This window comes from Streptomyces sp. NPDC046805 (assembly GCF_040645355.1).
Lineage (GTDB): Bacteria > Actinomycetota > Actinomycetes > Streptomycetales > Streptomycetaceae > Streptomyces.
Window position 1 is genome coordinate 1 of record NZ_JBEYYC010000065.1, and the last position, 12,523, is coordinate 12,523.

Annotated in this window: 12 protein-coding genes; 8 read left to right on the plus strand and 4 right to left on the minus strand. The window is 69.5% G+C overall.

All coding sequences use genetic code 11. The annotated features are described in order from the left end of the window. Positions 1 to 161 precede the first annotated feature (161 nt). Together ABZ910_RS35545 and ABZ910_RS35550 are read right to left on the minus strand one after the other, a co-directional pair. Positions 162 to 368, minus strand: coding sequence for a VOC family protein (locus ABZ910_RS35545; RefSeq protein WP_361373451.1), 207 nt, complete (start codon positions 366 to 368; stop codon positions 162 to 164). Positions 369 to 492: 124 nt separating this feature from the next. Continuing rightward, the gene (locus tag ABZ910_RS35550) at positions 493 to 1,242 is read right to left on the minus strand and encodes an SMI1/KNR4 family protein (protein WP_361373453.1); all 750 of its coding nucleotides are present in this window, start codon (positions 1,240 to 1,242) and stop codon (positions 493 to 495) included. A 412-nt stretch (positions 1,243 to 1,654) separates the two neighbouring features. On the opposite strand from ABZ910_RS35550, the gene ABZ910_RS35555 reads away from it, so the two are divergent. From ABZ910_RS35555 to ABZ910_RS35585, 7 genes are all read left to right on the plus strand, one after another. Beyond that, positions 1,655 to 2,935, plus strand: a complete 1,281-nt coding sequence (locus ABZ910_RS35555) for an MFS transporter (RefSeq protein WP_361373455.1) — start codon at positions 1,655 to 1,657, stop codon at positions 2,933 to 2,935. A 326-nt stretch (positions 2,936 to 3,261) separates the two neighbouring features. Further along, entirely contained in the window at positions 3,262 to 4,293 is a 1,032-nt protein-coding gene (locus ABZ910_RS35560; protein ID WP_361373457.1) for a LacI family DNA-binding transcriptional regulator, read from the plus strand. Positions 4,294 to 4,484: 191 nt separating this feature from the next. Continuing rightward, positions 4,485 to 5,762, plus strand: a complete 1,278-nt coding sequence (locus ABZ910_RS35565) for an extracellular solute-binding protein (RefSeq protein WP_361373459.1) — start codon at positions 4,485 to 4,487, stop codon at positions 5,760 to 5,762. A 171-nt stretch (positions 5,763 to 5,933) separates the two neighbouring features. Continuing rightward, positions 5,934 to 6,776 carry a sugar ABC transporter permease gene (locus ABZ910_RS35570; RefSeq protein WP_361373469.1) on the plus strand — a complete coding sequence of 281 codons (843 nt, stop codon included), beginning with the start codon at positions 5,934 to 5,936 and terminating at the stop codon, positions 6,774 to 6,776. Position 6,777: 1 nt separating this feature from the next. Next, complete coding sequence (locus ABZ910_RS35575; protein WP_361373461.1) at positions 6,778 to 7,674, plus strand: carbohydrate ABC transporter permease; 897 nt, start codon at positions 6,778 to 6,780, stop codon at positions 7,672 to 7,674. Positions 7,675 to 7,749: 75 nt separating this feature from the next. Then, positions 7,750 to 8,769, plus strand: a complete 1,020-nt coding sequence (locus ABZ910_RS35580; protein WP_361373471.1) for a glycosidase — start codon at positions 7,750 to 7,752, stop codon at positions 8,767 to 8,769. Continuing rightward, positions 8,766 to 10,022: a Gfo/Idh/MocA family oxidoreductase gene (locus tag ABZ910_RS35585; protein ID WP_361373463.1), complete on the plus strand. Its 1,257-nt coding sequence runs from the start codon at positions 8,766 to 8,768 to the stop codon at positions 10,020 to 10,022. The genes ABZ910_RS35580 and ABZ910_RS35585 overlap by 4 nt, the downstream gene beginning before the upstream one ends. A 22-nt stretch (positions 10,023 to 10,044) precedes the next feature. On the opposite strand, the gene ABZ910_RS35590 is transcribed toward ABZ910_RS35585, so the two are convergent. Together ABZ910_RS35590 and ABZ910_RS35595 are read right to left on the minus strand one after the other, a co-directional pair. Beyond that, entirely contained in the window at positions 10,045 to 11,154 is a 1,110-nt protein-coding gene (locus ABZ910_RS35590) for a histidine kinase (protein ID WP_361373465.1), read from the minus strand. Further along, complete coding sequence (locus ABZ910_RS35595; protein ID WP_361373467.1) at positions 11,151 to 11,819, minus strand: response regulator transcription factor; 669 nt, start codon at positions 11,817 to 11,819, stop codon at positions 11,151 to 11,153. The genes ABZ910_RS35590 and ABZ910_RS35595 overlap by 4 nt, the downstream gene beginning before the upstream one ends. A gap of 348 nt (positions 11,820 to 12,167) precedes the next feature. On the opposite strand from ABZ910_RS35595, the gene ABZ910_RS35600 reads away from it, so the two are divergent. Continuing rightward, a partial coding sequence (locus ABZ910_RS35600; protein WP_361373473.1) for a heparan-alpha-glucosaminide N-acetyltransferase domain-containing protein occupies positions 12,168 to 12,523 on the plus strand: 356 nt, incomplete at its 3' end.

Here is a 12,523-nt window from a genome sequence, read left to right on the forward strand (position 1 = left end):
CCCTCCCGGCCCGAAGAAACCCGCCACCACACCCAACGACCACCACCCGAAAAGGTCACCCATTCGACAGACAAACTTCAGTTCCCCACTGCGCGAGGATGCGCACCCCGGCCCGTGCACTCGCTCATGCACACCAGAACACCCTTGTGTGCCGTCACGCATCAACAGCTCACAACCCCTTCGGGAACGAGCGCGACAGTCGTCGTCGCCCCAGGCGGTGCCACCTCGATCCAACGCCCGTCGCCGAAGGGCACGTCCCGGCGTACTTCGAAGCCGAGCTCACCGACGTAGAACTCGATTGCCTTCTGCTGGTCGGTGACACGAATCCCGACCGTGGCCACCTGTGTGATGCGGGTGGTCCTGCTCATCCCATGCCTCCGCTTCCTTGGCGTTCACGAGGTAAGACGGAGACAGACGGGGAAGCTCATCGGTGGCTACGAAGTTTCGAACGGACAGGGCTCGTCAACGGGGCGTGCGTTGCCTGATGCGGCACTAGTCCGTACTCAACCCTCCCCGGTCGCTCGAAGCCGACCGGAGAGGCGAGTTGGGCCCGCGGGACGAGTCGTCGAGCTGACGCTGGGACGGCCAGTCCTGGGTGCCGCCGCTTTCCATCGGGGTGCGGGCATCCCAGGTGAGGCAAAAATGTCCTGAGGGAAGTGCGTAAGGCGTGGGCCAAGAGCCTTGGAACGGCTGGCCGTTGTCCAGGCTCGCCGCCAAGCCCTCGAACAACTCGGCCAGACTGGAGGCCCACTTGGTGGCCTCACTGTCCCCCGAGCCGATGCCCATCTCGTAGACGTGTCCGTAGGTCGGGCAGGGGCGATGGTCGACGAAGACGATCCCACCGTCATTGGGATGCGCGAAGGGCACCCACTGGTCGGCATGGCCGTAGAGAACGTCCTTGTCCTCTCCCCACCCGTCGCCGATGATCGCCGCGCCTTCGTCCACCAACCACCTGTGCTCACGAGCGATGCGGTCCGTGCCGTTGAGCCGATGTCCCAACGGCAAGAAGGCCCCCGCATGGCGATCGGGCCGCTCCGGACGCTCGATGACGCCGTTGTGCCGCTCCAGAAGTGCCCTCAACTGCGGGTGAAGCGGGAACCCGAGTCGCACTTCGAGCGCTGCGATCTCCTCGGCGGTGGCCGGCGGCCGCAGGGCCGCGTGGTCAATGGGAACGTGCGTGGACAGCCAGCACGCGAAGCGATTCCACGCCGCATCGAACCGGGCAACGTCTCTGTCGGTCATGCCGTGACCCTAGACGGCAGCACTGACACGACCTGCCCCCTGCTGCAAACGATGCCGCCCTCAAAGTAACCTCGAATGCCAACTCAGGCTCTGCGAAAGACAATTCGCGGCGGTGCCTGCTAAGATGCCAACGGTTTTCAGAATCCCGGCCACAGCCAGTCCCTTTCAGAAGATGGACGGCTGCTGTTGAGTCAGCCGGTTCCGTTCGAAAGACCGGCTTTCACGCGTCGCCCGACACCGCGGCGACATCCCAGTGCATGTGACACCCCATCAGCGTCCTGCTGATGGGGTTTTCGCCGTTTCGATACGACCTCCTGCGCCGCGCCACCCCTCGCCCCTCCACGTCACGCCCCCTTGCCGAACTCCCTGCACCGCCACCTCACCCAAAGACAGAAAGGACGTACAGACCACGATGACCTCCCTGCCCCAGAAAGACGTCGACGACGGAACGTCCGAAGTGCCGCCGACCCCGCTGACCCGCGTCCCCGGCTTCCGCTGGTTCTGGCTGTCGCGCGTCGTCTCCGGGCTCGGCTCCGCCGTCACCACGGTGGCCCTGCCCGTCCTGGCCTTCCAGGAGACCCGTTCTCCGCTGATGGTGTCGCTGGTGGCAGCCGCCGCGACCCTGCCGTACGTGGTCTTCGGACTGATCGCGGGCACCGTGGCGGACCTGATGGACCGGCGCCGCCTGATGATCGTCACCGACTGGCTCAACGCGGCCTGTGTCGCCTCCATCCCGGTCGCCTCCGCCTTGGGAATCCTCACCGGTGGTCACGTTCTCTTCGTGGCCCTCGCCTCGTCCAGTCTCGGCCTCTTCTTCGACGCGGGGGTGTACGGCTTCGTCCCCGCCCTCGTCGGCAAGGGCAAGCTCGCCGATGCCAACAGTGCGGTGTACGGCGCCCAGACCGTCGTACGCATCGCCGGAAACGCCTTGGCGGGCGGCCTGATCGTGCTGTTCCGCCCGGCCGGCACCCTGGCGCTGGACGCCCTGTCGTTCGCCGTCTCCGCGCTGCTGCTCAGGGCGGTCACGCACACCACCGCCCGGCCCGCCACACCGGCGGCCAAGCGACCGGGGTTCAAGGAGTCGATCCGCGAAGGGCTCCGTTTCCTCTACCACCACCCGACGCTGCGCCTCATGACCGTGGTCGGCACCCTGCAGTCGTTCTCCGGCGGAGCCATCGTCGGTCAACTCGTCGTCTTCGCCGACCGGGTGCTGGGCATCCACGGTTCCGACGGACGAATCGGCCTTCTGTACATGGCGTGGAGTGCGGGAGGTATCGGCGGGTCCTTCCTGCTGCCCCGGCTGCGGCGCCGCTTCGAGGCCTTCCCTCTTCTGCTGGGGGTGCTCCCGATCGGGGCGCTGCTCGGTCTGGCGGTCGTCCTCACGCCCGACTGGCGCATCACGCTGGTCGCCCTGGCCGTGTGGGGGTCGGCCTACCTCGTCGTCCTGGTGAACACGATGACCTACTCGCAGGAGGTGACACCGTCCGAGTTGCAGGGCCGGGTGAACACCACGCGCCGGATGCTCTCTTCAGGCCTGGGTGTTCCGCTCGGGGCTTTGGTGGCCAGCACCCTCACGGTACGGATCGGCGTCCAGGTCGGGATGTCCACGGCCGTCGTCTCGATCGCGCTGGCGGCCCTGCTGGTCTGGGGTGTTCAGGTGCACAGGTGGCTGCGGCCGACGGAGGCGGCGTAGCGGCGGTGCGGTCGCACGGCCGCACGTGCACGGCCATCGACGGTCCGATACACGGGATGGTCTCCCGCACGACGGAACCAGCGAAGACCGCCGCCCGGCACCGGACCCGCGGCGCCTGCGTGGCACCACGACCGACGCCGGAGGGAGCTCAGTCCAACGCTGCCCGCACCCACGGCAATCGCGCGCACCCTCTTGACTTGAAGACCGATGGAGTTGAAGCTCGACCCGTCATTTAAACCGGTTCAAGTCCCACCCCAGCGCTGCCACTTGAGGCGCTGAGGGGCTTGGCCGGCCCGAACGGCAACCGGCAGAGCGGGAGTTCGCGTATGCCCCGTCGTCCCACGATCGCGGATGTGGCGCAGTTGGCCGGGGTGTCCCGCGCGACGGTTTCCTTCGTCCTCAACAACCGACCCGGCGTGGCCCTGGCGACTCAGCAGCGCGTCCGGTCGGCGGCCGAGGAGTTGGGGTGGACCCCGAGCCGGAGCGCGCGGGCGCTGTCCACGGGCCGGGCTCGTGCGGTCGGCCTCGTCCTGACCCGCGAGCCCGAACTGATCGGCACCGATCCGTTCTTCCCGGGGTTCATGGCGGGCATCGAGACGGTGATCTCCGAGACGGGAGACGGTCTGATGCTGCAGATGAGCCGCCCCGGCGACGAAGTGGAGACCTACCGCAGGCTCGCGGCCGACCGACGAGTCGACGGCGTCTTCCTCACCGATCTGCGCGTGGACGACCCACGCCCGGCCCTCGTCACCGAACTCGGCCTGCCCGCGGTCGCCGTGGGCCCGGTCGAAGCAGGTACCGACCTGCCGACGGTGAACCTGGACGACCGTCCCGCGGTCCGCGGCGCCGTACAGCACCTGGTGGAACTGGGGCACCGCGACATCGCGTACGTGGCCGGCCCCGAACAGTTCGTGCACGCACGGCGGCGCCGCCAGGCGTGGGCGGACGCGCTCGCCGAAGCGGGGCTGCCGTGCGGGCCGTTGATGACCGGAGGGTTCACCGCGGCGGGTGGGGCGCAGGCGACCCGGGCGCTGCTGGACCGCCGTACCGCTTCCCCCACCGCCATCGTCTACGGCAACGATCTGTCGGCCACGGCCGGTATGGCCGTCGCTCAGGAGGCCGGCCTGAGGCTGCCCGGCGATCTCTCGGTCGTGGGTTTCGACGATGTCCCCTTGGCCACCTGGACCAGCCCTCCACTGACGACCTGCCGCTCCAATCCGGTGTCCTGGGGCCGAGCCGCCGCCCAGGCGCTGGTGGAGGTCGTCGAGCAGGGTACCGCCGCCGATGTGGAGCTGGACCCGGCCACGCTGGTGATACGCGGCTCGACCGGCCCCGCCCCCGTCCGCGCGGCTCAGTGACCGCCTCTCGCCACCCAGGCACCTCCGTCCCCCTCAGCTCGCCCCCAGTCCCTCCCCAATTCACCCCAGTCGCCCCAGTCCCCTCAGCTCGTCTCCAGTCCCCCCACTTCCCCAGGTAGGCGGCAGGCGACCGACCGCCCAGCGGCGTCGTACCGCCGTCTGAATCCGCTCAGTGAGAAACGGAACCGCCCATGAAGAAGGCATTCCTCGCCATGCTGCCGGCCGCGGCCCTGGTGCTGACCGCGTGCGGCGGTGGCGCCGGATCGGACGCCGGCAGCTCCGCGAACAAGGCTCACGGCCCGATCACGGTCTGGTACTCCAACAACGCGCCGGAAGTCGCGTGGGGCAAGCGCATGGTGGCCGCCTGGAACGCCGGCCATCCCAAGGAGAAGGTGACCGCACAGGAGATACCCGCGGGCAAGAGCTCCGAGGAGGTCATCGGCGCGGCGATCACCGCCGGCAACACTCCGTGCCTGGTCCTCAACACTGCTCCGGCGGCCGTGCCCGGCTTCCAGAAGCAGGGCGGTCTGGTCGCGCTGGACGACTTCCCCGATGCCAAGCGGTATCTGCAGTCCCGTGTCGGCGACCGGCTGGCGCAGTACGCCTCCCCGGACGGGAAGCACTACCAGATGCCGTGGAAGAGCAACCCGGTGATGATCTTCTACAACAAGGAGCTCTTCAAGAAGGCCGGACTGGACGCGGACCACCCCAAGTTGGCCGGCTACCAGGACTTCCTGAGCACCTCTCGCAAGCTCGTCAAGAGTGGAGTGGCGAAGGCCGCCATCTGGCCCGCGCCGACGTCGGAGTTCTACCAGTCCTGGTTCGACTACTACCCGCTGTTCGCCGCGCAGACGGGTAAGCAGCTCGTCGAGGACGGTAAGGCCCAGTTCGACTCGCCCGAGGGTCTGAAGGCCGCCGAACTGTGGAAGACCATGTACGCCGAGGGCCTCTCCCCGAAGGAGAGTTACAACGGCGATGCCTTCGCCGAGGGCAAGTCCGCGATGGCCATCGTCGGGCCCTGGGCGATCTCCGTCTACGGGAACAAGGTCAAGTGGGGCGCGGTACCGGTGCCGACCGCCGACGGTACGCCCGGCAAGGGCACCTTCAGCGACGAGAAGTCCATCGGCATGTACACCTCCTGCAAGAACCGGGCGACCGCCTGGGATGTCATGAAGTTCGCCACCAGCAAGGAGCAGGACGGCAAACTCCTGGACGCGACCGGCCAGATGCCGATGCGCCAGGACCTGACGGCCGCCTACCCGTCGTACTTCGCGTCCCACAAGGACTACGCGGACTTCGCCCAGCAGGCCCAGCACACCATCGAGGCGCCGAACGTGCCCAACTCGGTGGAGATCTGGCAGACCTTCCGCGACGCCTACATCAAGTCCGTCATCTTCGGCAAGGGTGACCTCCACACCACCCTGAAGGGCGCCGCCGACAAGGTCGGCAAGCTGGCGGAGAACCAGTGATCCGCCGCCATGTCCTCCACCACCCATGACGCCGAGGGCGGCCGCGACGCCCATGCCGGCCGCGACACTCAAGGCCGGGCACACGCCGTACCCACGAGCGACGGGACGACGACGGGTGCGGGGCGGCGGCAGCCGTGGCGGGTGCGGCTCGGTGGCCACCAGCCCGTCGGGATGCTGTTCGTCTCGCCGTATCTGCTCTACCTGGCCGCGATCTTCGTGTATCCGCTCGGTTTCGCCGTGTGGATGTCCTTCCACGACTACTTCTTCGCCGCGCCCGGTGTGGTGGTCGACCGGCCCTTCGTGGGGTTGGCCAACTACACCACGGTGCTCACCGACCCCGACGTCTGGCGTTCCTTCCTCAACATCGCCGTCTTCCTCGTCATCAACGTGCCGCTGACGGTGGTGGCCTCGCTGGTCCTGGCCGGCGCGCTGAACCAGAAGCTGCGGCTGCGCTCCTTCTTCCGGACGGCGTACTACATCCCGTACATCACGGCCAGCGTCGCGGTCGTGGGTGTGTGGATGTTCCTGTTCAACAGCGGCGGCCTGGTGAACCGGGCACTGGGGCCCCTGGCTCCGGACCCCTCCTGGCTGGTGAACTCCCATCTGGCGATGCCGGTCGTCGCGGTCTTCGTCGCCTGGAAGCAGCTGGGCTTCTTCGTGGTGCTGTATCTGTCGGCCCTGCAGAACGTGCCGGGCGAGCTGTACGAATCGGCGTCGCTCGACGGCGCCGGCCGGCTGCGCACCTTCTGGTCGATCACGGTCCCCGCGGTACGTCCCGCCACCCTGCTGGTCCTGGTCCTGGCCACGATCACGGGAGCCAACCTGTTCACCGAGCCCTACCTGCTCACCAGCGGTGGCGGACCCGACGGCGCGACGACCTCGCCCGTGCTGCTGATGTACCAGCGAGGTCTCCAGCAGGGGCATCCCGACGAGGCCGCCGCGATCGGCGTGATCCTCGTCGTGCTGATCACCGCCGTTTCACTCGTCTACCGCCGCTTCATGGAGAGGGACTGAGATGACCGCCACCGCCACGGCCTCCTCCTCCGCCGGAAAGCGCCGGCGCAGGACGGACGCAAGGGGCTCTGCCTCTCGGTCGCTGGGGGCGAAGGGCGCGCTGCTCGTCGGGGCGTTCGCCTTCCTCTTCCCCTTCTACTACATGGTCATCGGCTCCTTGCAGAAGGAGCCGGACTCCAGCCCGGCCGGCGCGTTTCCGCACCCGGGAAACCTCAGCCTGCACAACTACGCCGCGATCAACTCGGCCATCTCGCTGGGGCGTTCGCTGGTGAACTCCGGCATCTTCACCGGCGGTGTCATCATCTGCACCACCGTCTTCGGGCTCCTCGCCGGATACGCGCTGGCGCGCCTGCACTTCCGGGGCCGGGGTACCACCTTCGCCCTCGTGCTGCTGATCCAGGTCGTCCCGTTCCAACTGCTGATGATCCCGCTGTATGTGCTGATCGTCCGTGACTACGGGCTGGCCGACAGCTATCTGGGCATGATCCTGCCGTTCGCGATCAACACGGGGGCCGTCTTCATCTTCCGGCAGTTCTTCCTGCAGTTGCCGCCCGCCATGTTCGAGGCGGCCCGCATGGACGGGGCCGGCGAACTGCACATCCTGTTCCGCATCGCGCTGCCGCTGTGCAGACCGGCCCTGCTCTCGGTGGTGCTGCTCAGCTTCACCGGACCCTGGAACGAGTTCCTGTGGCCTTTCCTCGTCACCAAGCGGCAGGACATGCAGCCGCTGGCCGTCTCCCTGGCCAACTACATCAGCACCGTCGCCGCGGCAGCCGCCAATCCGTTCGGCGCGATACTCGCCGGCGCCTGCGTGCTGGCAGCGCCGGCGGTGGCCCTTTACATCCTGTTCCAACGCCACTTCACCTCCACCGACCTCGACTCGGCAACGAAGGGCTGAACCCCCGTGACCCACCGCACCACCACCCCCACGCCCACTCCCGTCCCCTACCGCCTCACGCGGATCGGCGTCGTGATGTCGCCCCTCCCCGGCGAGCCCCACGAGGCGGAGGGCGTCCTCAATCCCGCCTCCGGCCGCACCCCCGACGGCAGGCTCCACCTCCTCCCGCGGTTGGTCGCGGAGGGCAACGTCTCCCGGGTCGGCCTCGCCGAGGTGAGGGTCGAGGACGGTGTGCCCGTCGGCGTCGAGCGCCGCGGTGTGGTCCTGGCCCCGGACGCGGGCTGGGAGCGCGGGAAGAACAACGCCGGTGTGGAGGACCCTCGTACGACCTGGATCGAGGAGCTCGGCCGGTACGTGATGTCCTACGTGGCGTACGGCCCGCTCGGCCCCAAGCCGGCCCTCGCCGTCTCCGAGGACCTGGTGCACTGGGAGCGGCTCGGTCCGATCCAGTTCGCGTACCAGCCCGACCTGGACACGGACCTCAACCTCTTTCCCAACAAGGACGTCGTGCACTTCCCCGAGCCCGTGCCGGGCCCGGACGGCGCGATGTACTTCGCTCTGCTGCACCGCCCGATGTGGGATCTGGGCTGGTTCCGCCCCGGCGAGGGCGTGCACCTGCCCGCCGGTGTGACCGACGAGCGCCCCGGCATCTGGATCTCCTACGTCCCCGTCGACGAGGTGAAGCAGGACATCCGCGCGCTGACCCGGCCGCGCGACCACCGCCTGGTCGCCCTGTCCGAACACCCCTGGGAGGAGCTCAAGATCGGTGCTGGTCCGGCCCCGATCCGCGTCGACGAGGGCTGGCTGCTCATCCACCACGGTGTCTCCGGGAGCATCGAGGACCCGTTCGCCCAGGTGCAGACGGTCCACTACGCGGCGGGGGCGATGATCCTCGACCCCGCCGACCCGGCCCGGGTTCTCGCCCGCACCGCCGAGCCGCTGATGACTCCGGAGACCGACGAGGAGCGCTCCGGCACGGTGCCGAACGTGGTCTTCCCGACCGCCATCGAGGAGATCGACGACGCGAGGTACGTCTTCTACGGCATGGCCGACGCGCACATCGGCGTGGCCCGCCTGGACCGGACGGCCGAATGACCGCCGCACCCGCCGCACCAGCCGCGCCACCGGACACGGACTTCGGGCTGGCGCTGATCGGCTGCGGCGGCTTCGGCTCGTACGTGCTGGACGCGGTGCGTGACATCCCCGGGCTGCGGGTCGTCGTATGCGCCGATGCCGAGCGTGACCGTGCCGCGGCACTCGCCGCACGATGTGGCCCAACGGTCGTGGTCCGTAAGACCGTTGGGGAGGCGGTGTCGGTGCCGGGGGTGGACGTGGTGGTCCTGGCCACCCCGCCGGTCGCGCACGCGGACGCGGCCGTGACCGCGCTGCGCGCGGGCAAGCACGTCTTCTGCGAGAAGCCGATCGCCCTCACCCTCGAAGGCGCGGCACACGTGGCGGCGGAGGCGGACCGCGCGCCCGGCGTGTTCGTCGTCGACCATGTGCTGCGCTACAACCCGATCCTGCGTCTGCTCCAACGCCTGGGCGGGGAAGGGCTGTTGGATGCGCTGCGGCGGTTCTCCTTCGAGAACGACGCCTCCGACGAGGACCTCGGTCCGGACCACTGGTTCTGGGATCCGGCGCGCAGCGGCGGCATCCATATCGAGCACGGCGTGCACTTCTTCGACGCGGCGAGCGCACTGATGGGAAGTGTGCCGGTCGAGGTCCAGGGGACCGCGGTACGGCGGGACGGTGGTCCGGTCGACATCGTGGTCGCCACCGCCACCCACCCTGGGGGCGGCGTGGCGACCCACACCCATTCCTTCACTCACGCCCACCGGGCCGAGCGACAGTTGATGCGCCTTGACTACGGCTTCGCCGAAGCCCGGGTCACGGGCTGGATCCCCACCTTCGCGACGATCACCGCCTGGACCGACGACGCGGGAGCCGCTCGCTGGGAACGGCTGCCCGATCGGGCGGCCGACCTCCTTACGGTCCCCGGTCTGCGCCCGCACGGGCACGAGCGGATCACGGTGGCGGTGACCCGCGGCGCCGGCTCGGACCGCCCCGCCTCCGGCCGCGGGGTCACGCGCACCGTCCCGCATCGGGTCGACTGCGTGATCGACCTGGGCGGCGAGCCACGCAAGCCGTACGTCTACGCCGAGAGCGTGCGGGCGGCGATGACCGACCTGCTGCACTGCGCGGTGCACGGCACCGCTCCCGTCGCCGATGCCCGCGCAGGTCTGGCCGCGGTCGCGGTGGCGGAGGCCGCGACGCGGTCGGCACAGACGGGCGGCCGGGCATTGCCCGTGACGGCTCCGACCACCGGGACCGTCGGAGGGGCCGACTGACCCGCAGGACACGGCCGCGCTCTCACCGATGGTCGTACGGCAATGTCAGATGCAGCTCGTAACCGCCCTCCGGCGTGGGCCCGGAGGTGACCGCGCCACCGAGGAGTTCGGCTCGTTGGCGTAGGCCGGCCAGGCCGTGGTGGGAGCTGGGGAGGCTGAGGGCGACGCGGGTGGGGACGGTGTTGGTGACGGAGGTGTGGACGGCGCCGTCCCGGAGGTGGATGCGGATGGTGGCCGTGGCGCCGGGGGCGTGTTTGCGGACGTTGGTCAGGGCTTCCTGGACCGTGCGGTAGACGGCGCGCTGGATGGTGGGCGGGACTTCGTCCGGCAGGGCGATCTCCAGCTTCGCTTCGATGCCGCTGTTCTCGACCAGTTGCCGGAGGTCGGCGAGGGAGGGCTGGGGGGTCAGTTCGGTGGGGCGACTGCCGGAGGCGCGCAGCACGTTGACCATGTGCCGTAGTTCGTCGAGGGTCTGCACGCTGAGCCGGCGGATCGTGGCCGCGGCCTGTCTGGCTTCGGCGTCCGGGCTGCCCACCTGGAGGGCTCCGGCCTGTACGGCGATGAGGCTGACCTGGTGGGAGACCACGTCGTGCATCTCCCGGGCAAGCTGTGCGCGCTCCCGGGCGAGCACGCTCTGGGCGGTCAGCAGCCTCTCGTGCTCGCGGGCCTCGGAGATCTCGGCGAGGCGCAGGGACAGGTCACGCCGGGCCTGTACGAGCTGGCCCAGGAAGACGGGGGCGGCGGCGGTCGCCACCGTGTAGCTGAGATGGAAGAGGCTGGCGGTCCCCGTGACGACGGTGGCCCGCACCGAGGACCATGGCCAGGGAAGGAAGTCGCTCGCGGCGAAGAGCAGCGCGCAGCCTGCCAGCAGTACGCGGTGGCGGCTGAGCGAGGCGAGTGTGTACAGGGCGGCCGTGGTGGCGATCACCGCGTCGGTGATCATGGCGGCGGGGAGCGTCAGCGCGAAGGTCGTCAGCGGCAGTCGGCGTCGCAGCAGGAGGGCGGCGGCGGCGAACAGTGCCAAGGTCATGGCCGGCTGGTCCCAGAACTCGATGTGGACCAGCGCGTCCGACACCGCGACCCCGACGAGCGCGACGTCCATGAGGAACGCCGGCGGCCAACGGGGCTTCATCCGGCCTCCTCGTCCTCGGCCGGGGCCAGCAGGCCCGCCCGCTCGGCGATCAGCGCCGCCTGCACGCGACTGCTGACCTGCAGTTTGCCGAACACGGCGCTGACGTGGCCTTTGACGGTTCCGGTGCTCAGGTGCAGCCGGTCGCCGATGTCGTTGTTGGCCAGGCCCTCGGCCATGAGGACGAGTACGGTGCGCTCGCGCTCGGTCAGCCGGGCGGCGAGGCGGACGGCGGACGGCTCGCGTGTGTCGGCGTCGAGGTAGCCGTTCACCACGGTGCGGGTGACCTTGGACGACAGCACGGGACCGCCGTCGGTCAGGGCCCGTACGAGAGCGGGCAACTGCTCCGGGTCGGTGTCCTTGAGCAGGAATCCGGCGGCGCCCGAGCGCAGGGCGGTCGCCACGTACTCGTCCGTGTCGAACGTGGTGAGCACGGCCACCACCGGAGGGTCCTGCAGACCACGGAGGTCCGCCAGGACGGTGAGTCCGTCCACATCCGGCATCCGGATGTCCAGCAGCACGACGTCGGGCCGTAGCTCCCGCACCGTCGGCACGGCCTCGCCGCCCTGGACCGCACCCACAACCTCGATGTCGTCCGCCGCGTTGAGGATGTGTGAGAAGCCCATGCGGACCAGGGCTTCGTCGTCGACCACAAGGACCCGGATCACGTGCGCTCCGCTCGTTTCATGTTCGCTGGTGCATCCGTACCACCCCTGGCGCCGGCCACTCGGTGGGCCGACCGGGATTCCCACCGGTGGGCGGGGTGGACCCGGCCGGTTGGCCGGGACGGCTCCGGCCGGGTGCCGGGGAGCCGTCGGAAATCCGTCGGTGACCGGGATGTGCAGTCGCCGAAGTCTCCGAGCACGACAGTGAACGCGCCGCCGCCGGCCGTACCGGCGCCTGTGTCCGGCGCGCACGAGACCGTGCACGCCCCTACTTCCCCTGATGCGCCCGCGTCAGGCGGTACGTCCCGTACGTCCCGTACGTCGTCGTCATCGACCGCGCGGCTCGTCGGGATCGACCTCGCCCGCGGCCTCGCCGTCTTCGGCATGTACTCCGTGCACGTCGGCCCGGACGCTGCCACGGTCGGTGGCCCGGTGGGGTTTCTCCTGGAGACGGCTCGGGGGCGCTCCTCCGCGCTCTTCGCGCTGCTCGCAGGCTTCTCGCTCGTGATCATCACCGGTCGCGAGCAGCCGCGGACCGGGCGCTCCGGCCGTCAGGCCATGGCGAGGATCGTGATCCGGGCCGTCGTCCTGGCGGCGCTCGGCTACGCCCTGACCGCTCTGAACACCGACGTGGACGTGATCCTCAGCTTCTACGGGCTGCTCTTCCTGGCGGTCCTGCCGCTGTACCGGCTGCGCGCGCGAGCGCT

Coding starts and splice junctions, on each gene's coding strand:
- ABZ910_RS35545 (WP_361373451.1), bottom strand. CDS start 368: ATGAGCAGGACCACCCGCATCACACAGGTGGCCACGGTCGGGATTCGT.
- ABZ910_RS35550 (WP_361373453.1), bottom strand. CDS start 1,242: ATGACCGACAGAGACGTTGCCCGGTTCGATGCGGCGTGGAATCGCTTC.
- ABZ910_RS35555 (WP_361373455.1), top strand. CDS start 1,655: ATGACCTCCCTGCCCCAGAAAGACGTCGACGACGGAACGTCCGAAGTG.
- ABZ910_RS35560 (WP_361373457.1), top strand. CDS start 3,262: ATGCCCCGTCGTCCCACGATCGCGGATGTGGCGCAGTTGGCCGGGGTG.
- ABZ910_RS35565 (WP_361373459.1), top strand. CDS start 4,485: ATGAAGAAGGCATTCCTCGCCATGCTGCCGGCCGCGGCCCTGGTGCTG.
- ABZ910_RS35570 (WP_361373469.1), top strand. CDS start 5,934: ATGCTGTTCGTCTCGCCGTATCTGCTCTACCTGGCCGCGATCTTCGTG.
- ABZ910_RS35575 (WP_361373461.1), top strand. CDS start 6,778: ATGACCGCCACCGCCACGGCCTCCTCCTCCGCCGGAAAGCGCCGGCGC.
- ABZ910_RS35580 (WP_361373471.1), top strand. CDS start 7,750: ATGTCGCCCCTCCCCGGCGAGCCCCACGAGGCGGAGGGCGTCCTCAAT.
- ABZ910_RS35585 (WP_361373463.1), top strand. CDS start 8,766: ATGACCGCCGCACCCGCCGCACCAGCCGCGCCACCGGACACGGACTTC.
- ABZ910_RS35590 (WP_361373465.1), bottom strand. CDS start 11,154: ATGAAGCCCCGTTGGCCGCCGGCGTTCCTCATGGACGTCGCGCTCGTC.